The 24,742-nt window shown below is 69.2% G+C and carries 21 protein-coding genes; 5 read left to right on the forward strand and 16 right to left on the reverse strand.

All coding sequences use genetic code 11. The annotated features are described in order from the left end of the window. Positions 1 to 6 precede the first annotated feature (6 nt). The 5 genes from AB0N81_RS27720 to AB0N81_RS27740 form a co-directional block, all read right to left on the reverse strand. Positions 7 to 1,056 (reverse strand): iron-siderophore ABC transporter substrate-binding protein, encoded by a 1,050-nt coding sequence (locus AB0N81_RS27720; RefSeq protein WP_365362902.1) that lies wholly within the window; start codon positions 1,054 to 1,056, stop codon positions 7 to 9. Between the two features lie 170 nt (positions 1,057 to 1,226). Next, positions 1,227 to 2,069 carry an ABC transporter ATP-binding protein gene (locus AB0N81_RS27725; protein WP_365362904.1) on the reverse strand — a complete coding sequence of 281 codons (843 nt, stop codon included), beginning with the start codon at positions 2,067 to 2,069 and terminating at the stop codon, positions 1,227 to 1,229. A 58-nt stretch (positions 2,070 to 2,127) separates the two neighbouring features. Then, on the reverse strand, positions 2,128 to 3,135 hold the full coding sequence (locus AB0N81_RS27730; RefSeq protein WP_365363033.1) for an iron ABC transporter permease: 1,008 nt from the start codon (positions 3,133 to 3,135) through the stop codon (positions 2,128 to 2,130). A gap of 146 nt (positions 3,136 to 3,281) precedes the next feature. Further along, positions 3,282 to 4,340, reverse strand: coding sequence for an iron ABC transporter permease (locus AB0N81_RS27735; protein ID WP_365362906.1), 1,059 nt, complete (start codon positions 4,338 to 4,340; stop codon positions 3,282 to 3,284). Positions 4,341 to 4,408: 68 nt separating this feature from the next. Continuing rightward, complete coding sequence (locus AB0N81_RS27740; RefSeq protein WP_365362908.1) at positions 4,409 to 5,758, reverse strand: lysine N(6)-hydroxylase/L-ornithine N(5)-oxygenase family protein; 1,350 nt, start codon at positions 5,756 to 5,758, stop codon at positions 4,409 to 4,411. A 259-nt stretch (positions 5,759 to 6,017) separates the two neighbouring features. Between AB0N81_RS27740 and AB0N81_RS27745 the strand changes: the two genes are divergently transcribed. Beyond that, positions 6,018 to 6,965 (forward strand): methionyl-tRNA formyltransferase, encoded by a 948-nt coding sequence (locus AB0N81_RS27745; RefSeq protein WP_365362910.1) that lies wholly within the window; start codon positions 6,018 to 6,020, stop codon positions 6,963 to 6,965. Positions 6,966 to 7,147: 182 nt separating this feature from the next. On the opposite strand, the gene AB0N81_RS27750 is transcribed toward AB0N81_RS27745, so the two are convergent. Beyond that, positions 7,148 to 9,307: a RecQ family ATP-dependent DNA helicase gene (locus AB0N81_RS27750; protein WP_365362912.1), complete on the reverse strand. Its 2,160-nt coding sequence runs from the start codon at positions 9,305 to 9,307 to the stop codon at positions 7,148 to 7,150. A gap of 414 nt (positions 9,308 to 9,721) precedes the next feature. On the opposite strand from AB0N81_RS27750, the gene AB0N81_RS27755 reads away from it, so the two are divergent. Beyond that, positions 9,722 to 10,264: a hypothetical protein gene (locus AB0N81_RS27755; RefSeq protein ID WP_365363035.1), complete on the forward strand. Its 543-nt coding sequence runs from the start codon at positions 9,722 to 9,724 to the stop codon at positions 10,262 to 10,264. A 253-nt stretch (positions 10,265 to 10,517) separates the two neighbouring features. On the opposite strand, the gene AB0N81_RS27760 is transcribed toward AB0N81_RS27755, so the two are convergent. From AB0N81_RS27760 to AB0N81_RS27770, 3 genes are all read right to left on the reverse strand, one after another. Then, complete coding sequence (locus AB0N81_RS27760; protein WP_365362914.1) at positions 10,518 to 11,147, reverse strand: hypothetical protein; 630 nt, start codon at positions 11,145 to 11,147, stop codon at positions 10,518 to 10,520. A gap of 79 nt (positions 11,148 to 11,226) precedes the next feature. Next, positions 11,227 to 11,928, reverse strand: coding sequence for a ribonuclease HII (locus AB0N81_RS27765; RefSeq protein ID WP_365362916.1), 702 nt, complete (start codon positions 11,926 to 11,928; stop codon positions 11,227 to 11,229). A gap of 113 nt (positions 11,929 to 12,041) precedes the next feature. Then, a complete protein-coding gene (locus AB0N81_RS27770) occupies positions 12,042 to 12,656 on the reverse strand; it encodes a TetR/AcrR family transcriptional regulator (protein WP_365363037.1) in 615 nt (204 codons plus the stop codon). A 122-nt stretch (positions 12,657 to 12,778) separates the two neighbouring features. Between AB0N81_RS27770 and AB0N81_RS27775 the strand changes: the two genes are divergently transcribed. Then, positions 12,779 to 14,338 (forward strand): MFS transporter, encoded by a 1,560-nt coding sequence (locus tag AB0N81_RS27775; protein WP_365362918.1) that lies wholly within the window; start codon positions 12,779 to 12,781, stop codon positions 14,336 to 14,338. Positions 14,339 to 14,713: 375 nt separating this feature from the next. On the opposite strand, the gene AB0N81_RS27780 is transcribed toward AB0N81_RS27775, so the two are convergent. From AB0N81_RS27780 to AB0N81_RS27790, 3 genes are read right to left on the reverse strand one after another with little or no spacing between them, the layout of a single operon-like run. Next, positions 14,714 to 15,622 carry an ADP-ribosylglycohydrolase family protein gene (locus AB0N81_RS27780; protein ID WP_365362920.1) on the reverse strand — a complete coding sequence of 303 codons (909 nt, stop codon included), beginning with the start codon at positions 15,620 to 15,622 and terminating at the stop codon, positions 14,714 to 14,716. A gap of 12 nt (positions 15,623 to 15,634) precedes the next feature. Next, positions 15,635 to 16,294: a histidine phosphatase family protein gene (locus AB0N81_RS27785; RefSeq protein ID WP_365362922.1), complete on the reverse strand. Its 660-nt coding sequence runs from the start codon at positions 16,292 to 16,294 to the stop codon at positions 15,635 to 15,637. 34 nt (positions 16,295 to 16,328) lie between these two features. Beyond that, positions 16,329 to 17,939 carry an ABC-F family ATP-binding cassette domain-containing protein gene (locus AB0N81_RS27790; protein ID WP_365362924.1) on the reverse strand — a complete coding sequence of 537 codons (1,611 nt, stop codon included), beginning with the start codon at positions 17,937 to 17,939 and terminating at the stop codon, positions 16,329 to 16,331. Positions 17,940 to 18,076: 137 nt separating this feature from the next. Between AB0N81_RS27790 and AB0N81_RS27795 the strand changes: the two genes are divergently transcribed. Beyond that, on the forward strand, positions 18,077 to 18,778 hold the full coding sequence (locus tag AB0N81_RS27795; RefSeq protein ID WP_365362926.1) for a TetR/AcrR family transcriptional regulator C-terminal ligand-binding domain-containing protein: 702 nt from the start codon (positions 18,077 to 18,079) through the stop codon (positions 18,776 to 18,778). Positions 18,779 to 18,809: 31 nt separating this feature from the next. Here AB0N81_RS27795 and AB0N81_RS27800 read toward each other — a convergent pair whose 3' ends face one another. Beyond that, positions 18,810 to 19,415, reverse strand: coding sequence for a YdbC family protein (locus tag AB0N81_RS27800; protein ID WP_365362928.1), 606 nt, complete (start codon positions 19,413 to 19,415; stop codon positions 18,810 to 18,812). A gap of 33 nt (positions 19,416 to 19,448) precedes the next feature. Next, on the reverse strand, positions 19,449 to 20,270 hold the full coding sequence (locus AB0N81_RS27805; RefSeq protein ID WP_365362930.1) for an arylamine N-acetyltransferase: 822 nt from the start codon (positions 20,268 to 20,270) through the stop codon (positions 19,449 to 19,451). Positions 20,271 to 20,387: 117 nt separating this feature from the next. Here AB0N81_RS27805 and AB0N81_RS27810 point away from each other — a divergent pair, with 117 nt between their 5' ends. Then, positions 20,388 to 20,969 carry a TerD family protein gene (locus AB0N81_RS27810; RefSeq protein ID WP_365363039.1) on the forward strand — a complete coding sequence of 194 codons (582 nt, stop codon included), beginning with the start codon at positions 20,388 to 20,390 and terminating at the stop codon, positions 20,967 to 20,969. A 158-nt stretch (positions 20,970 to 21,127) separates the two neighbouring features. Here AB0N81_RS27810 and AB0N81_RS27815 read toward each other — a convergent pair whose 3' ends face one another. Continuing rightward, positions 21,128 to 24,022, reverse strand: coding sequence for a vitamin B12-dependent ribonucleotide reductase (locus tag AB0N81_RS27815; protein WP_365362932.1), 2,895 nt, complete (start codon positions 24,020 to 24,022; stop codon positions 21,128 to 21,130). A 137-nt stretch (positions 24,023 to 24,159) separates the two neighbouring features. Beyond that, positions 24,160 to 24,705: a transcriptional regulator NrdR gene (gene nrdR, locus AB0N81_RS27820; protein WP_365362934.1), complete on the reverse strand. Its 546-nt coding sequence runs from the start codon at positions 24,703 to 24,705 to the stop codon at positions 24,160 to 24,162. Between the last annotated feature and the right edge of the window lie 37 nt (positions 24,706 to 24,742).

Here is a 24,742-nt window from a genome sequence, read left to right on the forward strand (position 1 = left end):
GCATCTCTATTCGACCGACTTGACGAGCTCGTCGATCGCGTACGGGAGGGACAGCGCGGTGCCCTGCGACATCGCGGCGCCGACCGCCGGGCCCTCGCTGTCCAGGAGGTAGGACACGTTGCCCTTCTTCACGGCCTTCAGGTTCTTGAACAGCTCGAACTTCTTCAGCGCCGCCGTGTCCGCCTTGTCGTTGATGACGACGATGCGGTCGACGTCGACCAGGTCGGTGCGCTCGGGCGAGAGCTCGGTGGAGAACTTGCCGCCCGCGATCTTGTCGATCTTGGTCTGATACTTGAAGCCCATGCCCGTCAGGAGCCGTCCACGCACGTCGGTGGAGGTGAACGGGTTGATGGAGTCCTTGTACCAGGACAGCGCGACGGAGGTCTGCTCGGCGAACTTCGGGTGCGCCTTCTTGGCCTCGGTCAGCTGGTCCTCGACGCCCTGGACGATCTTCTTGCCCTCGTCCTCCTTGCCCAGCGCCTTGGAGATGTGCACCACGTTGTCCTGCCACGGAGCGCTGAACAGCTCCTTCTCACCCTTGGTGCGGCCCACGGTCGGGGCGAGCGCGGAGAGCTTGTCGTAGGCGGCCTTGTCGATCTCGGAGTACACCGCGATGATCAGGTCCGGGCTCAGGGAGGCGATCTTCTCGTAATTGGGGCCGGAGTCGCCGTTCTTCATGACGACCTCGGGCTTGGTGTCGCCCCACTTGTCCTTCACCCAGGGCCACTGGGTGTTGATGTCGGGGGACTTGCCCTCCGGGTTCGGGTACTGGTCGACCATGCCGACCGGCTTGGTGCCGAGCGCCAGGACGGTCTGGTCGTCGGTGTAGCCGACGGTGACGACCCGCTTGGGAGCCTTGTCGATCTTCGTGGATCCGAACGCGTGCTCCACGGTGACCGGGAACGTGCCGCCGGCGGCTGCCGGGGTCTCGTCGCTCGCCTTGTCTTCCGAGTCGGAACCGCATCCCGCGAGGAGGCCGACACCGAGGGTCGCCGCGGTCAGTACCGCCGCCAGCCGCCGCCGTGGCTTCGTGAGCTTCGTTCGGTTGAGGAGCATCCGGATTCCCTTGCTTTCGCGCTGACCGCTGCGCCCCGTGTCTAAGGGCAGCCAAACCTTATCCTGCAGAGATGAGGTTAGCCTAGCCTTACTTGATTATTCTTCGGAGGGGCGGGTCTCCGGCCGCACAGCTCAGTCGAGTTGGACAGCTCAGTCGAGTTGAGGACAGCTCAGTCGAGTTGGACGTGCGTACGGCCGATCGGCACGATGAGCGGCCGGTCCCCCACCGGGTCGTCGACCACCTTGGCGCGCAGGCCGAACGCCTCCTGCAGCAGGTCCGCGGTGATCACGTCGCGCGGGTGCCCCTGCGCCAGGATCGAACCCGCCTTCATCACGATGAGGTTGTCGCTGTAGCGCGTGGCCAGATTGAGGTCGTGCAGCACCATGACGACGGTGCGCCCCGATTCGTGCAGGTCGTCCACCAGGTCGAGCACGTCGATCGCGTGCGCCAGGTCCAGGTACGTGGTCGGCTCGTCGAGGAGCAGCAGGTCCGTGCCCTGCGCGAGGGTCATCGAAATCCAGACGCGCTGGCGCTGCCCGCCGGAGAGCGAGTCGACGGGGCGGTCCGCCAGGTCGGAGACGCCGGTCATGGCCAGCGCGCGCTCCACGACACCGGCGTCGTCCGACGACCACTGGCGCAGCCAACTCTGGTGCGGGTGGCGCCCCCTGGCGACCAGATCGGCCACCGTCAGGCCCTCCGGCGCGACGGGCGTCTGCGGCAGCAGGCCCAGCTTCTTCGCCACGTCCCGCGTCTTGAGCTTGACGATGTCCTGACCGTCCAGCACGACCGATCCCTTGACCGGCTTGAGCAGCCGCGTCAGGGTGCGCAACAGGGTCGACTTGCCGCAGCCGTTGGGGCCGATGATCGTGGTGATCACCCCGGACGGAATGGACACGTCGAGGTCGTCGATGACGGTACGGCTGCCGTATCCGACCGAGACGCCCCTGGCGGCCAGCCGTGCGGTGGCGTCCTCGACCCCTGACTCGATCTCGGTGATGTACTGAGCGACCACAAGCCCCCCTAATATTAGGTTTGCCTCACCTTTGTACCAGCTATCCGGGCCGGACCCGCTATTTGAGGTTGGCCCGTACCAACAGGTAGACGAGGAAGGGGCCGCCGATCGCGGCGGTGACCACGCCGACGGGGAGGTTGTTCGGCAGCACCGCTCGCGCGGTCAGGTCGGAGCCGATCAGCAGCAGCGCCCCGAACAGACCGGAAGCGATCAAGGGCGGCGTCGGACGCCGCGTCAGACGCATCGCCACCTGGGGCGCCACCAGCGCGACGAACGGGACAGGACCCGCCGCGCTCACCGCCACGGCCGCCAGCAGCACCGCACACAGCAGCAGCACCGCACGCACCCGCCCGAAGCGGACACCGAGCCCGGCGGCGATGTCGTCGCCGAGATGCAGCGGCTTGAACTGGAACGCGACCGCGGCCACGACGACCAGAAGGCCGAGCGAGCACCAGAGCGCCACCCAGACCTCGTCCCACGACCGGTTCTCCAGCGAACCGACCAGCCATGCCTGGGCGCGGGCCACATCCCTGATGTCGGCCGAGACGAGGAGCCAGGTGGTGATCGCCTGTGTCACGGCGCTCACGGAGATCCCGATGAGGATGAGCCGGAAGCCGTCGATCCCGCGCCGCCACGCCAGGAAGTACACGAGCAGGCCCGTGCAGAGGCCGCCGCCGAGCGCCGCCGCGGACAGCCCCACGGAGTCGACGATCGCCGCGGCGGACCCGCCCGACACCGTCACCGAGAACACCGCGACCGTGGTGGCGCCACCGGTGATCCCGAGAATGTCGGGGCTGGCCAGCGGGTTGCGCGCGACCGACTGCGTGATCGCGCCGGACACGCCAAGCGCGATCCCCACGACGAGCCCGGCCAGGGCGCGCGGCATCCGCAGATCCATGATGACGAACTCGTCGACCTGCTCGCCCCGCCCGAGGAGCGTCGCGATCACCCGGGACAGACCGATGTCGAAGTCCCCGATGCTGACGGACAGGCAGAACACCAGGAAGGTCGCCGCCGCGAGCAGCAGCGTGACGAGGACGAGCCAGGGCCGCCAGACGAACGACATGGGGCCGAGCCGCACGCCCGGCGCCACCGAGGTCTTCACATCTGCCCCGACTTCCGTGCCGGCCCGCGTCCCGGCCTCTGTTCCGGTTCCGGTTCCTGTTCCTGTCCCGGTTCCTGTCCCGGTTTCTGACCCGGTTTCTGTCCCGCTCATGCGTTCTTGAACTTTCCTCGCCAGACCAGGACCGCGAAGAACGGCGCCCCGAGCAGGGCCACGACGACGCCGCTCTCCAATTCGGCGGGCCGCACCACCAGTCGACCCACGATGTCGCAGACCAGCAGGACGACGGCGCCGAGCAGCCCCGCGTACGGCACCAGCCAGCGGTAGTCGGGGCCCGTCAGGTAGCGGGCCACGTGCGCCACCATCAGGCCGAGGAACGCGATGGGGCCGCAGGCCGCCGTCGCCGCGCCCGCCAGCAGGGTGATGGCGAGGATGCCGACGGTCCGGCTGAACGCGATGTTCACTCCGAGCCCCCGCGCCACGTCCTCGCCCAGGTTGAGCAGGTTGAGGGCGGGCAGCGTGGTCAGGGCAAGGACGAGGCCGACCACGATGAACGCGGTCACCGGCCAGATCACCTCGAAGCCGACACCGGCCACCGAGCCCGCGTTCCAGAACCGCAGCGCGTTCAGGGACTGCTGGTCCGAGAGGGAGACGGCCGTGGTCATCGCCGCGAGGAACACCGTGATGCCCTGCCCGGCCAGGGCGAGCGTCAGGGGGTTGCCGGCCCCGCGGCCGATGCTCGCGAGGCCGAACACGACGACTCCGGCGACGGCCGCCCCCACGAAGCCGAACCAGACGTACTGGAACGGGTTGGAGAGCCCGAGGACGGCGACCACCGTCACCACGGCGAACGACGCGCCGGCGTTCACACCCAGCAGGCCCGTGTCCGCGATGGGGTTGCGCGTGTACCCCTGGATGAGCGCGCCGCCGACACCGAGCGCTGTGCCCGCCACCACGGCGAGCACCGTCCGCGGCACCCGCACGGTCTCCACGATGAGCCGGATCTCGGTGAGCCGCTGGTCGGATTCCGGCGCCGCGAACAGCGCGTGCCACACCTCGGCGGGGGTCAGCGCGCGCGCCCCGACGGCCAGCGACACCGCCGCCGCGATCACCAGGACCGCGGCGAGGACGCCCAGACCCACCACCCGCCGCCGACGGGACTCCGTTGCGCCCCTCGGCACGGGACGCTCCACTGCAGTCGTGCACATGTCGACGTACGTTATCCCTTTGATCGGACCGCACCGCATGGCCGGGTGGGGCGCCCGCGGCTCACGGCCTAGCGGGCGGCGCTGCCGGTCTCGTCGGCGACCGGCCGGGCCTCGGCGGGCGCGGCCCTCCGGGCGCGCAGGGAGTCCAGGATCTCGCCGACGCGGATGGCGATGTTGGACAGCAGCGACGAGGTGATGCCGTGCGTGTGCTCCGTGCCGCCCTGGAGGTAGATGCCGCAGCGCAGGTCGGCGTCGGTCGTGATGCGGTAGTCGCGCTCGACGCGGACGCGGCCCTCGTCGTCGCGCAGGCAGCGGTCCGCGACCTCGCCGAGGAGGCCGACGGGGTCGGCGGGGCTGTAGCCGGTGGCGAACACGACGACGTCGGCGTCCACGAGGTTCTCCTCGCCCGTGACGAGGGACTTCACCGTGGCGCGGACGCCCTCGGGGGTCTCCTTGACGTCGGTGAGGCGGGACACGTTGAGGAAGCGGAGCCGCTCGGTGCCGAGGACCTTCTCCTGGTACATCTGCCGGTACAGGTCATCGATCAAGTCGATGTCCACGACGGAGTAGTTGGTGTTGCCGTGGTAGCCCATCAGCCGCTGCTTGACGTCCTCGGGGGCGTCGAAGTACTCGTCGACCGCTCCCGGGTCGAAGATCCGGTTGGCGAAGCTGCTGTCGTCGGCGGGGCTGTAGCCGTAGCGCGAGAAGACCGCGCAGATCTCGGCCTCGGGGAAGCGGCGGTGCAGGTAGGCGACGTTCTCGGCGGCGCTCTGTCCGGCGCCCACGACGACGAAGCGGGACGGCGAGGCGTCCTCCAACTGGTCGACCTTCGTCAGCAGTTCGGAGTTGTGCCAGACGCGGTCGCCGCGCTCCACGCCCTCCGGCATGAGGGGGCGCAGGCCGGTGCCTATGACGAGGTTGCGGGCGCGGTGGACCGCGAGCCCCTCCGCCGAACGGACCGTCACGTCCAGGTACTCCACGACCCCGTCCCGCACGAACGGCGTGACCCCGACGACCTCGTGGCCGTACGAGACCATGTCGTCGACCTTGGCCGCGGACCACTCCAGGTAGTCGTGGAACTCCACCCGCAGCGGGAAGAGGTTCTTGTGGTTGATGAAGTCGGTCAGCCTTCCCTTGCTCTTCAGATAGCAGAGGAAGCTGAACTCACTGGTGGGGTTCCGCTGCGTCACCAGGTCCTTGAGGAAGGACACCTGCATGGTCGCGTCGTCGATCAGCATGCCGCGGTGCCAGCCGAAGCTCGACTGCTGCTCGAAGAAGTGAGCGGTGACCGTCTCCTCCCTGCCGACGCTTGCGTTGTGCTCGCTGAGCGCGATCGCCATCGCCACATTGGACGGGCCGAAGCCGATGCCAATGAGGTCGTGGACCAGTGGTGCGTCGCCAGGAAGAACCTGTGACATGTCACTCCCATCGTGCGGGGAAGCCGCCTGTCAGGCGTGGGGGAAGGTGAAGAAGGTGGGCACGTCGACAGAGCGGCCCACTCGAACTTAGGTGAGCCTAAGCTAATCGGGCGAAGCTGTCGACCGGGCAAAACGGGCAAGCGGGCCCACAGGTGGCCGACGGGCCCCATCAAGTGGGGTGCAAAGTAGACTCGTTGCATACTAAGGTAAGCCTTGCTTTACTTATCGTCAGCTGTTCCCTGCTCTGAGGAGGAACCCCATGCGGGTCGTCATGTTCGGTTACCAGACGTGGGGGCACCGCACCCTGCAAGCCCTCCTGGACTCCGAACACGACGTGGCACTGGTCGTGACGCACCCCAAGAGTGAGCACGCGTACGAGAAGATCTGGAGCGATTCCGTCGCCGACCTCGCCGAGGAGCACGGCGTACCGGTGCTGATCCGCAACCGCCCCGACGACGACGAGCTGTTCGAGCGTCTCAAGGAGGCGGACGCGGACATCATCGTCGCCAACAACTGGCGCACCTGGATTCCCCCGCGCATCTTCGGCCTCCCCCGCCACGGCACACTGAACGTCCACGACTCGCTGCTGCCGAAGTACGCCGGCTTCTCCCCGATCATCTGGGCGATGATCAACGGCGAGTCCGAAGTCGGCGTGACCGCGCACATGATGGACGACGAGCTCGACGCCGGTGACATCGTCCGCCAGGAGGCCGTCCCGGTCGGCCCGACGGACACCGCGACCGACCTCTTCCACAAGACGGTCGACCTGATCGCCCCGGTCACCATTGGCGCGCTCGACCTCATCGCGAGCGGACAGACGGAGTTCACCAAGCAGGACCGCTCCCAGGCGAGCTTCTTCCACAAGCGGTCCGCCGAGGACATCCGCGTCGACTGGACCTGGCCTGCCGAGGACTTGGAGCGCCTGGTCCGCGCCCAGTCCGCGCCGTACCCCAGCGCGTTCGCCTTCCACAAGGGCAAGCGGCTGGAGATCGTCTCCGCGGTGGTCTCCGAGGGCCGCTACGGCGGTACGCCCGGACGCATCTTCTACCGCGAGGGCGAAGGCGTGGTCATCGTCGCCGGAGCCGACGCCCGCCACGGCCGCAACCACGGCCTCGCCATCACGCGCGTACGGACCGAGGACGGCAAGGAGCTGCCCGCGACGGAGTACTTCACCTCGATGGGCGGCTACCTGACCAGCCGCCCCTGAGCTTCTCCGGAGCGAGTCGGCCCTGAGCTTCTCCGGAGCGAGTCGGCCCTGAGCTTCTCCGGAGTGAGTCGGCCCTGACCTCTCCCGAGGTGGGGCGACCCTGAGATCCCCCGAACCGGGCCGTCTCCGAGGTCCCCGAACCGCCGTCCTGAGTCCCTCGGTCCGCTCCCGGGCCGGGGGACTCAGCCCGCCGCAGCGAGGACCAGGGGCAGCACCTGGTCGCTGCCCGCCCGGCGCAGAAGGCGGGCGGCGACCGCGAGGGTCCAGCCGGAGTCGGTGCTGTCGTCCACCAGCAGGACGGGTCCCGGTGCGGCGCTCAACGCGGCGGCCAGGTCGGCTTCGACGGTGAAGGCGCCGGACAACGCCCGGAGCCGCTGGGCGGAGTTGCTGCGGCGCGCCGCGTGCGCGCCGTCCGGGCCGGTGTACGTCAGGGTCCCCAGGAAGGGGAGGCGGCCGACGGACGCGATCCCCTGGGCGAGGGAGCCGACGAGCTGCGGACGGGACAGGGACGGCACGGCCACCACGCCCACCGGCCGGGCTGCGGCGTCCGCGGCGTCCGACGCCCATCCGCCCGGCGAGCGCGCCCAGTCGGCGAGGACCGCCACCGCGGCACGCAGGACGTCGTCGGGGACCGGTCCGTCGGGCGCGCCCTCGGCCAGCAGCGGGCGCAGCCTGTTGCCCCAGCCGATGTCCGAGAGCCGGCCCAGCGCGCGCCCGGTGGAGCACTGCTCCGTGGCCGGAATGCGCCCCTTGAGGTCGACGCCGAGCGCGGGCATGCCCGTGGGCCACATGCGCCGCGGCTCGATCTCGACACCCGGCCGGTCCAGCTCCTTGGCCGCGCCCGTCAGCGCCTCCTGGGAGACGGACGCATCAGTCCAGGCGCCCGCGCAGTTGTCGCAACGGCCGCACGGCACCGCCCCCTCATCGTCCAGCTGGCGGCGCAGGAACTCCATCCGGCACTGGCCGGTGCTCACGTAGTCCCGCATGGCCTGCTGCTCGGACTGGCGCTGCCTGGCGACCCAGGCGTACCGCTCGGAGTCGTACGCCCACGGCTCGCCGGTGGAGATCCAGCCGCCCTTCACGCGCTTGACCGCCCCGTCCACGTCGAGCACCTTCAGCATGGTCTCCAGACGGGTGCGGCGGAGCTCGACCAGCGCCTCCAGGGCCGGCACGGACAGCGGCCGCCCCGCGTCGGCGAGCGCCGAGAGGGTCTGGCGGACCTGCGCCTCGGGCGGGAACGCCGTATCGGCGAAGTAGCGCCAGATGGCCTCGTCCTCCTTGCCCGGCAGCAGCAGCACATCGGCGTGCTCGACCCCTCGTCCCGCACGGCCCACCTGCTGGTAGTACGCGATCGGCGAGGACGGCGAACCGAGGTGCACCACGAAACCCAGGTCCGGCTTGTCGAAGCCCATGCCCAGCGCCGACGTGGCGACCAGCGCCTTGACCCGGTTCTCCTGGAGGTCGGTCTCGGCCTGCAGACGGTCGGCGTTCTCCGTACGGCCCGTGTACGAGGCCACCTGGAAGCCGCGCTGCCGCAGGAATGCGGTGGCCTCCTCGGCCGCGGCGACCGTCAGTGCGTAGATGATGCCGGAGCCCTGCAGCTCGTCCAGGTGCTCGGCGAGCCAGGCAAGCCGGTGTGCGGCGTCCGGGAGTTGGACGACGCCCAGGCGCAGGCTCTCCCTGTCCAGCGGGCCGCGCAGCACCAGGGCCTCGCCGGCGCCGGTGCCCAGTTGCTCGGCCACGTCCGCGGTGACGCGTGCGTTCGCCGTCGCGGTGGTGGCGAGCACCGGCACGCCCTCCGGGAGCTCGGTCAGCATCGACCGCAACCGGCGGTAGTCCGGCCGGAAGTCGTGCCCCCAGTCGGAGATGCAGTGCGCCTCGTCCACCACGAGCAGGCCGGTCGTGGCCGCGAGCTTGGGCAGCACCTGGTCGCGGAAGTCCACCGAGTTCAGCCGCTCGGGGCTGACGAGGAGGACGTCGGTCTCGCCGCGCTCCACCTCCCCGTAGATGGCGTCCCACTCCTCCGGGTTGGCCGAGTTGATGGTGCGGGCCTGGATGCCGGCGCGGGCCGCCGACTCGACCTGGTTGCGCATCAGCGCGAGGAGCGGCGAGATGATCACCGTCGGCCCCGCGCCACGCCGCCGCAGCAGGGCGGTGGCCACGAAGTACACCGCAGACTTGCCCCAGCCGGTGCGCTGCACCACCAGCGCGCGCCGCCGCTCCCGCACCAGCGCCGCCACCGCCTGCCACTGGTCCTCGCGCAGCCGCGCCGACCCCCCGGGGTCGCCGACGAGCTCGGCGAGGATGGTGTCGGCTTCGGTACGGAGCTCCAGGGTGTCCATGTCCCCATGCAACCCGATGCCACTGACAATCGCCCAATCTGCCGCGGGCATGCTCCGCACAAAGGGCTTGTTGCCGCTGGTCCCGGCCGTGCAGGGAGGGCGGAAGCGTCGGAGGCCGATGATCTGGGCAGGGATATAAGCAACGCATCGTCCGATACCGGCATGCGGTGCCGATTGCTCGTTGCCGCCGGCGACTGCGACGGGAAGAATTGGAGTCGCTCCCCGTGCGGCTCCCCCTGGTCCGGTAGGGCTGTGCCGTGCTGCGCTCCCCCAGTCCGACCCCGCCCTCATCACGGGCGCGTAGCCGAAGGGAGGACCGTGACCTTCGGATTCGTTTCGTCCGCCGCCGTCCCGGTGCCGGAACCCCCTGCGTCGGCCGAGTTGTCCGCCGATTCCGCGCACCGACTGGCCCGGATGCTCGAGCCCGCCGAGTGGTCGGCCGCGGGCATTCCCCTGCTGCGCAATCCCCGTGAGGTCGTCAGCGGGCTGCACGCACGCCATCGGCCGACCCCGGCGACGGCCGTCGTGGCCGTCCTCGATCCCGACGAACGGCTACGGGCGAGCGCCTCGTTCAGCCGGCGCGCGACCGCGACGGACGGCTGGGTCTTCCGCAACGCCCTGCTCACGCAGTTGCGCCGGATCATCCCGCACGACCTGCGACGCCGCACCCCGGTGCGCACGGCGGTGCTGCTCTACTGCCGTGACGGGGACGCCCGTTGGACCCAGGAGGACGGCGCCTGGATGTGGGGACTACGGGACGCCTGCACGCTGCACGGGCTGCGCTGCGGCGCGTACATCACGCTGACGCGTGACGGGTGGCAGGTGCTCGGCGAGGGACGCGGCGGCCGTCGGCCGAGCGCCGGTTCACGACCGGAGGACCTCGCCGAGGCCGAGCCACCGGCCCTACGCACCGGAGGCGCCGCATCCGACATCCTCCGCCGCGCGGCGGCACGCTGACGCCAAGCGGCGGCACGCTGACCCGCGGCGCGCCTCTGCCCCGTGCAACGCCAGGCCCGCACGAGGCCGCACGCACTCCGGAGAGCACCCGGACACCACGCCGCAACACACTCGCAGCACACCGCACCGCAGCGCACCGCGCGGAGAGGCAGTGCGCGACCGACCCGGCCGTGCCTCGCACGGCACACGTCGGCCACCGCACTGTGCTCCCGCGCGGCCGCCGCCTCGCGGCGTCACCGCGCGGACGACGGTGTCAGACTCCCGCGCCCAGCATCGCGTTGATCCGCTGCGGGTCACCGCAGACGATCAGCAGGGTGCCCGCGCGCGAGAGCGCCGTCGGCAACGCCGCGACCGCGGTCTCCTCGCTGCCGCCGTTGAGGGCGACGACGACCACGGGCCGGGGCGCGGCACGAGTCAGTGCGGCGGCGTCGGCGTAGAAGACGTCGTCGCCCGCGTCGTGCTGGGCCCAGTAGGCGGCTTCGCCGAAGGACAGCTCGTGCGTGGCCCACGGGTGCGGGTCACCGGTGCTGATCACCAGGACGTCGCCGGGGGCACGCCCGGAGTCGAGCAGGAGGTCGACGGCTTCTTCGGCCGCGTCCAGCGCCCCCTCGGCCGAGGCCGGGATCAGCTGGATCTGCGGAACCGAGGCCGAAGCGTCGGGGGCAGCCGGGGCGGACGCCCCGGGCTTGGCGGCCGTGTCGCGCGGCGCACGCTGCGCGGGCGGCATCGGCCGGGCAGGACCCGGACGGCCGGGGCGCGGCGGGGCCGCGGGACGCGGGCCGGGTACGGGGCGGGGGGTCGGCGCGGTGCGGCCGCTGGCCGGCGTGGCGCGGGGACCCTGGGCACTCTCGTGAATCTGAGGCTCCTCGGGAATGAGAGGCATGAAGTGTTGTCTATCAAACGCCGACACGAGTCGCGTCGGCGGGTGGCACATGAGTGCGACCGGAAGCGCCGGAAAGGCGTCAGAACTCAAAGCCGAGCTGACCCTCAATTTCCGGAACTTTTCCGTCCGCCCAACTGCGGGCTTTCTTGAGATGCCGCCACTGGGGCAACGCATCAAGATACGCCCACGAAAGCCGGTGGTACGGGGTGGGTCCCCGCTCCGCCAGCGCGGCCTTGTGCACCGGCGACGGATAGCCGGCGTTGGCCGCAAAACCGAAGTCTGCATGTTCGATGCCCAGTTCGGCCATCATTTTGTCGCGCCGAACTTTGGCGATCACCGAAGCCGCGGCGACAGCCACACAGGACTGATCACCCTTGATCACCGTACGAACCTGCCAGGGAGTCCCGAGGTAGTCGTGCTTCCCGTCGAGGATGACCGCGTCCGGGCGGAGCGGCAGCCCCTCCAGAGCGCGCACGGCGGCGAGCCGCAGCGCGGCCGTCATCCCCAGTTCGTCGATCTCCTCGTGCGACGCGTGCCCCAGGGCGTGCGCCGTGACCCAGCTCTCCAGCTCCTCGGCGAGCGCGGTGCGCCGCTTGGGAGTGATCAGCTTGGAGTCGGTGAGCCCTTCGGGCGGCCGGCGCAGTCCCGTGACCGCCGCACAGACGGTGACCGGTCCCGCCCACGCGCCGCGCCCGACCTCGTCGACACCGGCGACGATCTTCGCTCCGGTGGTGGCGCGCAAGGAGCGCTCGACGGTGTGGGTGGGTGCTTCGTACGGCATGGCGTCAATAGCCTACGCCGCCGGGAACCGGCCGCGACACCCAGGCTTGCCCAAACGTTCCTGAGCCCCCCGCCGGACATCTCCCGCCACCCCCTGACCGGCCCGCCGACCGGTCAGGGACGCAGCATCGGGACCATCACCTGGTCGATCAAGGCCTCGAATTCATCGTCCCGCCATTCGCTTCCGCACACCTTCGCGCGGTAGACGAGCATCGCCGGAATGACATCGCAGACATAGGCGTCCAGCCCTCCGGAACGGACCTCTCCGCGCTCAATTCCACGACGCACAACATCCTTGATCAACTTCACGCTCGGCTCGACGACACCTTCGAAGATCACGTCATGGAACCGCTCCGCCGTTGCCGTGTCGCACTCGTGAAGCACGGCACGCAGGGCGAACCCGGAGCGCGAGAACATCGTCACCCTCATCTGCTTGCACAGCTGCAACAGATCCTCCCGGACGCTCCCGAGATCCGGGACGCCGCCGAGCCGCGGCAGCCCGGCCCGCAGCGCGTCCATGACGAGATCCTCCTTGGACGGCCAGCGGCGGTACACGGCCGCCTTGCCGGTCTGCGCCCCCGCCGCCACTCCCTCCATCGTCAGTCCGCTCCAGCCGACCGTACTGAGCTGATCGAGGGCGGCGTCGAGGATCGCCCGCTCCAGGACGGGCCCCCGCCGACGCGAGGAAGCCGTTCGAGCGGGAACGGCCGCCCAACGGGAACTAGCCATCATTCTCTCTCCATTGAGCACGCAAGGAAGGGTGAGTGAACGCTTGCGTTCACTCTCATGGAGTAACTACCGTCGCCCTAAACAGTGAACGCTCCCGTTCACTATGGAACTTGTGGGGGATCATGACGACCACCTCTCAGCTGACGAAGGATCAAAAACCGGGGGCCGCACGCCGAGAGGGACACCCCGGCATGGCTCTCACCGTCATCGCGGCCTGCCAACTCATGGTGGTCCTGGACGCGACGATTGTGAACATCGCGCTCCCCCACATCCAGGGAGCTCTCAACTTCTCGACGACCGACCTCACTTGGGTCGTCAGCGCGTACACCCTCACCTTCGGCGGGCTGCTGCTCCTCGGCGGCCGCGCGGGCGACATCCTTGGACGCCGTCGCGTCTTCATGGCCGGCATCCTCCTGTTCACCGCGGCCTCGCTCCTCGGCGGATTCGCCCAGGAACCATGGCAGTTGCTGGCCGCGCGCGCACTCCAGGGCGTAGGTGGCGCCATCGCGTCGCCCACCTCTCTGGCCCTCATCACGACGACCTTCCCCGAAGGGCCCGAACGGAACCGCGCCTTCGGCGTCTTCGCCGCGGTCTCCGCAGGTGGCGGCGCCATCGGCCTCCTCGCGGGCGGCATGCTCACCGAGTGGCTCGACTGGCGCTGGGTCCTGTTCGTGAACGTACCCATCGGCGTCCTGATCGCCGTCCTCACGCCGCTCTACATCAATGAGTCCGAGCGCCACCCCGGCCGCTTCGACATCGCGGGCGCCGCGACCTCGACGCTCGGCATGGCCTCCTTGGTCTACGGGTTCATCCGCGCCTCCGAGGAAGGCTGGCGCGACAGCCTCACCGTGGGCTCGTTCGCCGCCGCGGTGGTCCTGCTGCTCGCCTTCGTGTTCGTCGAGAGGCGCGCGAAGGAACCGATCACACCCCTGCGGATGTTCGCCGACCGCAACCGCTCGGGCACGTACGTGATCATGCTCAGCCTCGCCGCCGCGATGTTCGGCATGTTCTTCTTCATCGTCCTCTTCGTGCAGAACATCCTGAACTACACGCCGATCGAAGCGGGCCTCGCCTTCCTGCCCGTCACGGTGGTCATCGCCCTCGGGGCGGGCCTGTCGCAGAAGTTCCTCCCCGTGCTCGGCCCCAAGCCGTTCATGGTGACCGGTTCGATCATCGTCGCCCTCGGGCTCGGCTGGCAGACCCTGATCGGCCCGGACAGTTCGTACGTCGGCGGAGTACTCGGTCCCATGCTGCTGTTCGGCTTCGGCATGGGCCTGAACTTCGTCACGCTGACGCTGACCGCCGTCTCCGGAGTGGCCCCTCACGAAGCGGGCGCGGCATCCGGACTGCTCAACGCCACCCAGCAGGTGGGCGGCTCGCTCGGCCTCTCCATCCTCACCACTGTCTTCGGCACGGCGAGCCGGGACGAGGCCAAGGACCAGATGGCGGACTTCATGGCTCACGCCACACCGGAACAGAAGGCCGAGTTCGCCAGGACCCACGAGCTCCCCGCGCCCTGGGGCCACGAAGTGCTGTCGCAGGGCATCTCGACCGCCTTCATACCGGCCGTCGCCATGGCCGTGCTCGCCCTGATCACCGCCGCGCTGGTGATCCGGGTACGCAAGAGCGACCTGGACGCCCTTGCCGGCACGGCGAGCGCCGCGGGCCCCGTGGCCGGCTGACGGGACGGGCCGCGGGCGCCGGGGCACGGCCGACGTGCCACCGGCGCCCGCCGCCCGTAGCACCACCGCACACCGATACGTATACGTCAACACCATCCGTACGAGGTGCACGCGCCGCCCCTGCCCCCTCTCCCGCCCCCACCCCAGGCAGCCGGGCACACCCGCCCTGCAACCACGACCTGCCCCACAGCATCCCGCGGCGCACGTATGGCGACGTACCGCGATCACGCGTCCCGCGTATACCGCGCGTACCGCTTCCCTCTCTCGTGGCTGGTGGCTGGTTGTCTCTCGTGGCTGGTGGCTGATAGCTGGTGCGCCGGACACCGGCCCCTCCCGGCCGGCACACACGCGCAGCCCCGGCCCTACGACTCCGGGTCAGGCCGCGTCGCCGGAAACCCAGCCGGGCAGCACCTCGGTGCGCTCCGACCACTCCTCGGGCGGCGCTCCACCCTCACCGCACCCGACCACGCCACCCACGATGGCGCAGGTCGTGTCCATGTCGCCGCCCACCTGCGCGGTGTCCCAGATGGCCCGCTCGTACGATCCGAGCCCACGAGCCGCCGCCCACAACGCGAACGGCACCGTGTCGTGCGCCGTCGTCCGTCGCCCACAGCCCAGCACCGCCGCGACCGTCCCGGCGTCGCCGTAGTCCAGCATGTCCCGCGCCCGGCGCAGCCCCGCGCCCACGGCACTGCGTGGCACCAGGTCGATGACCCCGTCGAGCAGCGCCTTCGGCGTCGGCAACCCCGCGGGGTCAGCTGTCAGCGCCGCGGCCGCGGCCACCGCCATCGACCCGACGACCGCCTCACGATGCTGATGCGTGGGGTACGCCGAAATCTCCGCCTGATGCGTCGCCTGCTCCGGGTCGTCGGCGTACCAGGCGCCGAGCGGAGCGATCCGCATGGCGGCGCCGTTCCCCCAGGACCCCTGGCCCTTGAAGAGCGCGGAGGCCAGCTCCCGCCAGTCCCCGCCTTCCCGCACCTGCCTCAGCAGCCGGTTCACGGCGGGTCCGTAGCCACGGTCGAAGTCATGGTGCTCGGCGAACGACTGGGCGAGTGCGTCCTGGTCGATCCGGCGGTGCTTGATGAGGACGGCCAGCACCGAGCAGGCCATCTCCGTGTCGTCGGTCCACTGCCACGGGGCGTCGGGCAACTGTCGGCGCTTGAGCAGTGGGTAATGCGCGGGCACGAAGAACTGTGAGCCCAGCGCGTCCCCCACCGCCAGTCCGCGCAGGCTGGCCAGGGCGCGCTCGAGGCGCTGGTCGGGAGAAGAGTCAGCGGTCATCGCCCTGCCACTCTATCCGGTGACGCCGTACGGCTCGGGTTCGCGCCAGCGTTCGAACGGTCGGTCCAGTGTGTATTTGCCGTCGTCTCCGAGCACCAGCACCCTCATCTCTCCGTTGCCCGGATTGGACAGCGACTCGAACTCCGCCACCGACCAGTGGAACCAGCGCATGCAGAACAGCCGCATGGTCAGTCCGTGCGTCACCAGCAGGACGTTCGGCGGGTGGTCCGGAGCCTCGAAGCTCCGGTAGAGGCTTTCCAGAAAAGCGCCCACCCTGTCGTAGACATCGGCCCCCGACTCTCCCTGTGCGAAGCGGTAGAAGAAGTGTCCGTACGCGTCGCGGTACGCCTTCTGCAGCCGCACGTCGTCGCGGTCCTGCCAGTTGCCCCAGTCCTGCTCCCGCAGCCTCGGCTCCTCCCGCACGCGCACCAGCTCGGGGTCCAGCCGGAACGCCTGCAAGGTCTCGTGGGTGCGGCGGTAGGGCGAGACGTACACGCTCACCCGCTCACGGCCGAGCAGTTCCCGCAGGTGTTTGCCCGTGTCCTCCGCTTGGGACCACCCCGCCTCGGTGAGTGCGAGAGCGTGATCGGGCTCGCGCTCGTACACGGTGTCGTCGGCGTTGCCTGCCGACTCGCCGTGCCGGACCAGGATGATGCGCCGCGGGCGTGCCATACGGAAACCCTAGATCGGGTCCTCGGCGGCCTGCTCAGTCGGGTAGCCGTCCGGCCTCCATCCGGCGTATTCGGCCCCTGAAGCGCCGGCGGAGCAATCGGTCGTGCGAGACGACGACCAGTGCTCCCGTCCACTGGTCGAGTGCCGCTTCCAATTCCTCGACCAGACCGAGGGCCAGGTGGTTGGCGGGCTCGTCGAGCAGCAGGAGGTCGGCGGGTCTGGCGAGCAACCGCGCCAGGGCCAGCCTCCGACGCTGCCCCGCGGACAGGGACCCCACGGGAACGTGCAGGTCACGGGGCCGGAACAGGCCGTACGAGAGGATCAGCTCCCTCTGCTCCTCCTCGGTCAGCCCCAGGCCCTTGCCGAACACTTCGAGGACGGGCTCGGCGGGGCGGCGCACCGGTATTTCCTGCGCGAGGTAGCCGATCCGGCCTCTGCGGTCGACAGTGCCTTCGTCGGGTTCGAGCACGCCCGCCATGGTGCGAAGCAGAGTGGACTTTCCCGCGCCGTTTCCTCCGTGGATCAGCAGTCGCTCGCCGGCCGAGACAGTCAGCGACTGCACGGCGAGCCGCTCGCCCACGCGCACATCCCGCAGGGTCACCAGGGCTCCTTCGGCCGCGCCCGCCACAGGGCGCGCCGTGAAGCTCAGCGGCTCGGGAGGCTTGGGCACAGGCTGCTCCCGCAGTCGACGGAGGCGCTCCTGGGCGTTCCGCACGCGTCCGGCGACCGATGCCTGGACCCGGCCTCCGGCCCGGTCGTACGCCATTTTGTTGTTGTCCTTCATGCCACGGCCACCGGCTACCGCGTGGGCGGTGGTCGCCATGAACTCCTGCAGTCGGCTCGTCTCCTCGCACCACTGCGCGTACTGCTGCTCCCAGCGCAGCCGGGCGGCCGCCCGTTCCGCCACGAGCCCCTGATACCCGCCGCCGTGCCGCACCACCGACCTTCGATCGGCGTCCACTTCAAGGATCGCGGTGGCCACTCGCTCCAGGAACGTGCGGTCGTGAGAGACCGCGACCACGGTTCCGCGATGCGCCGACAGGGCACTCTCCAGCCAGTCCAGGGCGTCTTCGTCGAGATGATTGGTCGGTTCGTCCAGGAGCATGACTTCGGGCGCTGCCGCGATGAGGCAGGCGAGGCCGAGCCGAGCCTGTTCACCGCCGGACAGACTGCCCAGAACTCTGTCCCGGCCGATGCGTCCGAGCCCCAGCCCGTGCATCGCCTTGTCCACGCGTACGTCCGCCTCATAACCGCCGCGCAGTTCGAAGGCCGTCAGCAGGTCGCCGTACTCACTCAGCCCCTTCTCCGTCGCTGACCCGAGCCCTGCTTCCAGGTCGCGCAACCGGGCCTCCATCGACCGCAGTTCGGCCAGTGCCGCGTCGATGGCGTCACCGACGCTACGGTCGGCCGGGAGCCGGGGAGTCTGCGCGAGAAGTCCGGCGCCTCGCTCGGCGACGGCCACGATCTCTCCGTCATCCGGCTGTTCGTCGCCGGACATCAGGTGCAGAAGAGTGGACTTTCCCGCGCCGTTCTCCCCCACGACCCCTATGCGCTCGCCCGGCCGGACCGCGAGCGACACCCCGTCGAAGAGCAGCCGATCTCCACGAGCCTTGGTCACGCCGTGCAGAGAAATCTGAGTAGGCAAGAGCACCCCCGGTTTCGCATCCCGCTCAAGCAAACGCAACGTCCGTCGCATTACGATGAGTGTGGCACACTGACCCACCTAACGCAACGCGAGTTGTGATTAGTTTTCGGGCGAGGCAACGCGGAAGGAACGAATCGATGGCGGACACCCCTGTCGTGGCTGGTCGGAGCGGTGACACACCCAGCGCCGCGCAGCGAGGACCGGCGCTGTCCGAGGAGGCAGAAACGGCGCCCGCGACGCCCGCTCCCGGCACCCGTCGCCCCGGCGGCCGCACCGCACGCACCCGCGCAGCCGTCCGGGACGCCGTACTGAGCGGTCTGGCAGACCATGGATACCCCGGCCTCACCGTGGAATACGTGGCCGACCACTCGGGGGTGCACAAGACCACGCTGTACCGGCGCTGGGGCGGCCTCGAAGGCATGGTCGCCGACGCCCTGGACCTGGCGGGCGAAGACGACTGGACTCCGCCGGACACCGGCAGCCTGGAAGGCGACCTGCGCGAGCTCGCCCGCGAGGTGGTCGGGTCCTTCTCCGACGAAGCGGCAGCCGCGGCGCCCACCGCCTTCGTCGCGGCGGCCTTCCAGTCGGCACGCGCCGCCGAGGCCCTGCACACCTTCTACGCCGAGCGGTTCGGCCGCTGCGAGGCGGTCGTCGCGCGCGCCGTGGCACGCGGCGACGCACCCCCGGACACCGATGCGGCAGCGCTCGTACGCGCCGTCTCCGCCCCGCTGCTGCTCCGCGTCTTCATCACGCGCGAGCCCATCGACACGGCACTGGCGGATCAGTCAGCGGCGGCAGCCGTCGCCGCCACCCGGGGGGGTGCGTTCGCCCGACGATGACCGCATCCGCGGCGGATGTGTCAGGGGCGGGTCACACCGTCCACGACGGTTCCAACTCCACGATGTCCCCTGCGAGCGCGGCGATATCGGCATCCGTCTGCGCCCGCAGAGAGAGACGCTCCACCCGCTCGGCGCGGTACTTGCCGTGCTCGGCCGCCGACAGCCACATGGAGAACACCAGGAACTCGTGCCCCGGTGCCTCACCGAAGAATCCGCGCACCATCCCCGGTGAGCCCGCCATCGCGGGGTTCCAGACCTTCTCCTGCATCAGCGCGAAATGATCCACCCTCGCTTCCCGGACCCGGCAGTGCGCGACGCGCAGCACGTCCACGTCCGTGAAGCGCGGCTCGAACCCGGTCTTCACGTCGAAGCGATAGTCGAAGATCTTGGCCTGGAGGTCCTTGTAGGTGCCCGACTGCGCAGCCGCGAGGCGATCGTGCGAGCGGGCCATGAACGAGTCGTAGAAGGCCCGGCTCTCCCAGAAGGCGAAGACGTGAGCCACACCCTGACGACCCCGGCTCCACCCCCCGCCCTGCCCCCGGAACCCCGGCTCGCCCCAAAGCCCCGCCCACTTTCGCTGCCCTCGTTCGAATCCCCGACGGTCCACCACGGTGCAGCGAATCCACTTGACCAGCACGGCGCCATCGTACGGCGCGGAGTGCGGCCCGGGTCACGCTCCGGCGTAGTGCACCCGGATCAGCTCGGCTGAATCATCAGCATCCAGTTCAATGCCGAACTCGCGATCGAGAACGTCCCTCAATTCGCCCACAGGGACGCTTCGTTCGTCCACCGAGCCGTCCGGGTGCACCACGGTCAGCTGGTCACCCACCAGCCTGCGCCGCACCTCTGGAGCCGCCCTCTGCACCACCGGGCGACGAATGAACGACGACTTGGGGTGAGTCGACGTGTAGTGGTTCATCACTACGTAGTCGACGGGAAGCCGCCGCTCCTGCGTGTACGCGTAGAGGTCGAACCAGCCACCGGAGCTCCACGTGCGCAGCACCAGGACGTCTTCGTCCTCCTGCCGGAGTCCGAAACGCCACTCTCCTTGCTGCGTTTCCACACCACCACGCAGAGGGATCGGTTCGAGGAGCCCGTCGGCGCCGAACCCGACGTCGCAGTGCCAGGCTTCGCCGTCCGCTTCCACCTTCAGGACCATGTGCGTCACCGCGCGCGTGGAGGACGCCCCGACCCTGACCCGGGCCGCGAGACCGGTGACATCGAAGCCGATGTGCTCCAGGGCGGCCGCGAAGAGAAGGTTCTGCTCATAGCAGTATCCGCCCCGCCTTTTGTGAAGCATCTTCTGCTGGAGTGCCGGCAGGTCCAGTGGTACCGGACGGCCCAGCATCATCTCGAGGTTCTCGAAGGGGATCGCCGCCACATGCTCCCTGTGGAGGAGACGCAGAGTGTCGAGATCCGGCTTCGCCCCGCCGGTGTGTCCGAGCCGCGCGAAGTAGGCCTCGATGTCGAGTTCTTCCCCGTTCCATGTCATGCCTCAATGATCTCCGGGGTGGCTCCGCACGCCAACCGGGCTCGCTTGCGCCCCCGTTGCACCCGCCTCTGACCAGCGGCGCTACGAGGTTGTCAGTCGTACGCCGTAGCGTGTGCGCTGGACACGCCTGGTGAATCCACAGCGGCCAGGTCACGAGGAGGGGGAAGTCCAGTGAGCAGCGTCAGCAAGGGAATCAAGAAGGTCGAAGTCGGACTCAAGTGGGACCCGAGCCCGGCAGGGACGCCGTCCAACGACCTCGACATAATCGCCGCGACGTACGCGGCGGACGCTCCGTACGGCACTCCTGTGTACCTCGTGCACTTCGACAGCCGCTCCCCCGACGGCACGATCACCCTGAACCGTGACAGCAGGACGGGCCAGGGTTTCGGTTTCGACGAGGTCATGACCTTGGAACTGGACCGGCTCGCCTCCACGTTCACCAGGGTCGTCGTGGGCGTGGCCATACAGCAGGAAGCGGGACAGAAGGTGTTCGGCGACATCACGAACACCGCGATCCGGATCCGCGAGGGCTACACGGACCTGGCACAGAGCGACCTGTCGAGCGTCGCCGGGTGCACGGCCGCGACCATCGCCGAGTTCACCCGGGACGACACCGGGGCGTGGTCCTTCCGCGAGGCCGTCCGAGGCTTCGACGTGGATCCGACGGTGTTCGCCTCGCTGATGGGCGCTGAGCACTGAGAGCCTGCGAGACCGAGAGCCGACGGGCACCGGGATCTTGAGGGCTCCCGCCTCCATGGAGCACGCCAAGGGCGGTGGTACCGAGTATTCGGTGCCACCGCCCTTGGCGGTCAGCTCAGCTCACTCCCGGAACAGGCCCGGGATCACTGCTGCTGGTGTCAGCTGCAACCGCTGGTCGAGCCGCAGCCCTCGCAGATGTAGCAGGAACCGGCGCGCTGCATCTTCGTACCGCAGGAGAAGCACAGCGGTGCGTCGGCCTGAATGCCCAGCTGCATCTCGACGAGCTCGGCGCTGGTGTGCGCCTGCTGCGGCGCGGCCTTGGCGCTCTCGGCCTCCGCCTTCGGCGTGGCGACAGCCTTCAGGGACTCGGTCTGCACCGGGGCGGACTGGGCCAGGCCCTCGACGTCCACCTCGTCCTCGGTCGGCTCGTACGACCCGGTCTCCAGGTGCCGCTGACGCTCCTCGGCGGAGTGGATGCCGAGCGCGGACCGCGTCTCGAAGGGCAGGAAGTCCAGCGCCAGGCGGCGGAAGATGTAGTCGACGATCGACTGCGCCATCCGCACGTCCGGGTCGTCCGTCATACCGGCCGGCTCGAAGCGCATGTTCGTGAACTTGGAAACGTACGTCTCCAGGGGCACGCCGTACTGCAGGCCGACCGAGACCGCGATGGAGAAGGCGTCCATCATGCCCGCGAGGGTCGAGCCCTGCTTGGACATCTTCAGGAAGACTTCGCCGAGACCGTCGTCCGGGTAGGAGTTGGCGGTCATGTAGCCCTCGGCGCCACCCACGGTGAAGGAAGTGGTGATGCCGGGACGGCCCTTCGGAAGACGCTTGCGGACCGGGCGGTACTCGACCACCTTCTCGACCGCGGCACGGATCGTGTCCTCGGCCTTCTCGGTGATCTCGGCCTTCTCCTCCTCCTTCTTCTTGGCGGAGAGCGGCTGACCGACCTTGCAGTTGTCGCGGTAGATGGCGAGCGCCTTGACGCCCAGCTTCCAGGCCTCGAAGTAGACCTCTTCGACGTCCTCGACGGTGGCGGTCTCCGGGAGGTTGACCGTCTTGGAGAGGGCGCCCGAGATCCACGGCTGGATCGCGGCCATCATGCGGACGTGGCCCATCGCGGAGATGGAGCGCTCGCCCATGGCGCAGTCGAAGACCTCGTAGTGCTCGGTCTTCAGACCCGGGGCGTCGATCACATTGCCGTTCTCGGCGATGTGGGCGACGATCGCCTCGATCTGCTCCTCCTGGTAGCCCAGGCGACGCAGGGCCTGCGGCACGGTGCCGTTGACGATCTGCATCGAGCCGCCGCCGACGAGCTTCTTGAACTTCACCAGGGCGAGGTCGGGCTCCAGGCCCGTGGTGTCGCAGGACATCGCGAGACCGATGGTGCCGGTCGGGGCGATGACGGACGCCTGCGAGTTACGGAAACCGTTCTTCTCGCCGAGGCGGATCACGTCCTGCCAGGCCTCCGTGGCCGCGGCCCAGATCGGCGCGTCCAGGTCGTCGATGCGGACGGCCGCGCCGTTGGCGTCGGCGTGCTGCTTCATGACGCGCTTGTGCGGCGTGGCGTTCTTGGCGTAGCCGTCGTAGGGGCCGACGACCGCGGCGAGCTCGGCGGAACGCTTGTACGAGGTACCCGTCATCAGCGAGGTGATCGCACCGGCGAGGGCGCGGCCGCCGTCGGAGTCGTACGCGTGACCGGTCGCCATCAGGAGGGCGCCGAGGTTGGCGTAGCCGATGCCGAGCTGGCGGAAGGCGCGGGTGTTCTCACCGATCTTCTGCGTCGGGAAGTCCGCGAAGCAGATGGAGATGTCCATCGCGGTGATGACCAGCTCGACGACCTTGGAGAAGCGCTCGGCGTCGAAGGACTGGTTGCCCTTGCCGTCGTCCTTCAGGAACTTCATGAGGTTCAGCGAGGCGAGGTTGCAGGACGTGTTGTCCAGGTGCATGTACTCGCTGCACGGGTTCGAGCCGTTGATACGGCCGGACTCCGGGCAGGTGTGCCAGGCGTTGATCGTGTCGTCGTACTGGATGCCCGGGTCGGCACAGGCCCAGGCGGCCTCGGCCATCTTGCGGAAGAGCGACTTGGCGTCGACCTCCTCGATGACCTCGCCCGTCATGCGGGACGTCAGACCGAACTTGCCGCCCTCCTCGACCGCCTTCATGAACGTGTCGTTCACACGGACCGAGTTGTTGGCGTTCTGGTACTGGACGGACGTGATGTCGTCGCCGCCCAGGTCCATGTCGAAGCCCGCGTCACGCAGGGCGCGGATCTTCTCCTCTTCCTTCACCTTGGTCTCGATGAAGCCCTCGATGTCGGGGTGGTCGACGTCGAGGATGACCATCTTGGCCGCGCGACGCGTGGCGCCACCGGACTTGATGGTTCCGGCGGAGGCGTCGGCACCGCGCATGAAGGAGACCGGGCCCGAGGCGTTGCCTCCGGAGGACAGCAGTTCCTTGGAGGAACGGATGCGGGAGAGGTTCAGGCCGGCACCGGAGCCGCCCTTGAAGATCATGCCCTCTTCCTTGTACCAGTCGAGAATCGACTCCATGGAGTCGTCGACGGCCAGGATGAAGCAGGCGGACACCTGCTGCGGCTGGGGCGTTCCTACGTTGAACCAGACCGGAGAATTGAAGCTGAAGATCTGGTGCAGGAGGGCGTACGCCAGCTCGTGCTCGAAGATCTCCGCGTCGGCGGGCGAGGCGAAGTAGCTGTAGTCCTCGCCGGCCTTGCGGTACGTCTTCACGATGCGGTCGATCAGCTGCTTGAGGCCGGTCTCGCGCTGCGGGGTACCGACGGCCCCGCGGAAGTACTTGCTGGTGACGATGTTGACCGCGTTCACCGACCAGAAGTCGGGGAACTCGACGCCACGCTGCTCGAAGTTGATCGAGCCGTCGCGCCAATTGGTCATGACGACGTCACGGCGCTCCCAGGCCACCTCGTCGTACGGATGCACGCCGGGCGTCGTGTGGATGCGCTCGATACGCAGACCCTTGGCCTTGGAACCCTTCGCGCGGGAACCTCGTGCCGGGCCGCTCGTCGTCTCGGTCATGCCGCCTCCCTGTATCAGGCTAAAACGCCCTGAAGTGCCACGTTCTTCCCGTGGCACGGATGTGTGTCTGATGTCGAGGGCATCGCAGAGGACGCCCTCAACAGGTCTGGTTCGCCGCCGGCCGGTCGGTCAGCCGGTCAGTCGGCGGCAGTGGCGGGCACCGGGACTTCGACAGTCCCTCCGGGCCCGCAGTCATTCACGACGCGCTCTCCGCCCGCGTCGCACGGCTCGGCTTCGAGCCGCTGTTCCCTCAGCTCCCCGATGGCCGCCTCGAAGTCCTCGAGTGAGTCGAAGGCCCTGTACACGGACGCGAAGCGCAGGTAGGCGACGAGGTCGAGCTCCTGCAACGGGCCGAGTATGGCAAGGCCCACGTCGTGAGTGGTCAGCTCGGCGCTGCCGGTGGCCCGCACCGCCTCTTCGACCCGCTGGCCGAGCAGGGCGAGGGCATCCTCGGTCACCGGCCGCCCCTGGCACGCCTTGCGGACGCCATTGATGACCTTCGTGCGACTGAAGGGCTCGGTCACGCCGCTGCGCTTGACCACCATCAGTGAGCACGTCTCCACGGTCGTGAAACGACGGGAGCAGTCGGGGCACTGACGGCGCCTGCGGATCGACGTGCCGTCGTCGGTTGTGCGGCTGTCGACTACGCGGCTGTCGGGGTGCCTGCAGAAGGGGCAGTGCATGGAACTCCCAACCCTCCTTCACGGCACGACTCATAAG

Source organism: Streptomyces sp. NPDC093510, assembly GCF_040683555.1.
In the GTDB taxonomy this organism is placed as follows: Bacteria; Actinomycetota; Actinomycetes; order Streptomycetales; family Streptomycetaceae; genus Streptomyces.

Bases quoted from the DNA above. Each gene is read 5' to 3' on its own strand.
- AB0N81_RS27720 (WP_365362902.1), bottom strand. From the start codon at position 1,056: ATGCTCCTCAACCGAACGAAGCTCACGAAGCCACGGCGGCGGCTGGCG.
- AB0N81_RS27730 (WP_365363033.1), bottom strand. From the start codon at position 3,135: ATGTCGTTCGTCTGGCGGCCCTGGCTCGTCCTCGTCACGCTGCTGCTC.
- AB0N81_RS27735 (WP_365362906.1), bottom strand. From the start codon at position 4,340: ATGTGCACGACTGCAGTGGAGCGTCCCGTGCCGAGGGGCGCAACGGAG.
- AB0N81_RS27740 (WP_365362908.1), bottom strand. From the start codon at position 5,758: ATGTCACAGGTTCTTCCTGGCGACGCACCACTGGTCCACGACCTCATT.
- AB0N81_RS27745 (WP_365362910.1), top strand. From the start codon at position 6,018: ATGCGGGTCGTCATGTTCGGTTACCAGACGTGGGGGCACCGCACCCTG.
- AB0N81_RS27750 (WP_365362912.1), bottom strand. From the start codon at position 9,307: ATGGACACCCTGGAGCTCCGTACCGAAGCCGACACCATCCTCGCCGAG.
- AB0N81_RS27755 (WP_365363035.1), top strand. From the start codon at position 9,722: ATGCTCGAGCCCGCCGAGTGGTCGGCCGCGGGCATTCCCCTGCTGCGC.
- AB0N81_RS27760 (WP_365362914.1), bottom strand. From the start codon at position 11,147: ATGCCTCTCATTCCCGAGGAGCCTCAGATTCACGAGAGTGCCCAGGGT.
- AB0N81_RS27765 (WP_365362916.1), bottom strand. From the start codon at position 11,928: ATGCCGTACGAAGCACCCACCCACACCGTCGAGCGCTCCTTGCGCGCC.
- AB0N81_RS27770 (WP_365363037.1), bottom strand. From the start codon at position 12,656: ATGGCTAGTTCCCGTTGGGCGGCCGTTCCCGCTCGAACGGCTTCCTCG.
- AB0N81_RS27775 (WP_365362918.1), top strand. From the start codon at position 12,779: ATGACGACCACCTCTCAGCTGACGAAGGATCAAAAACCGGGGGCCGCA.
- AB0N81_RS27780 (WP_365362920.1), bottom strand. From the start codon at position 15,622: ATGACCGCTGACTCTTCTCCCGACCAGCGCCTCGAGCGCGCCCTGGCC.
- AB0N81_RS27785 (WP_365362922.1), bottom strand. From the start codon at position 16,294: ATGGCACGCCCGCGGCGCATCATCCTGGTCCGGCACGGCGAGTCGGCA.
- AB0N81_RS27795 (WP_365362926.1), top strand. From the start codon at position 18,077: ATGGCGGACACCCCTGTCGTGGCTGGTCGGAGCGGTGACACACCCAGC.
- AB0N81_RS27805 (WP_365362930.1), bottom strand. From the start codon at position 20,270: ATGACATGGAACGGGGAAGAACTCGACATCGAGGCCTACTTCGCGCGG.
- AB0N81_RS27815 (WP_365362932.1), bottom strand. From the start codon at position 24,022: ATGACCGAGACGACGAGCGGCCCGGCACGAGGTTCCCGCGCGAAGGGT.
- nrdR (WP_365362934.1), bottom strand. From the start codon at position 24,705: ATGCACTGCCCCTTCTGCAGGCACCCCGACAGCCGCGTAGTCGACAGC.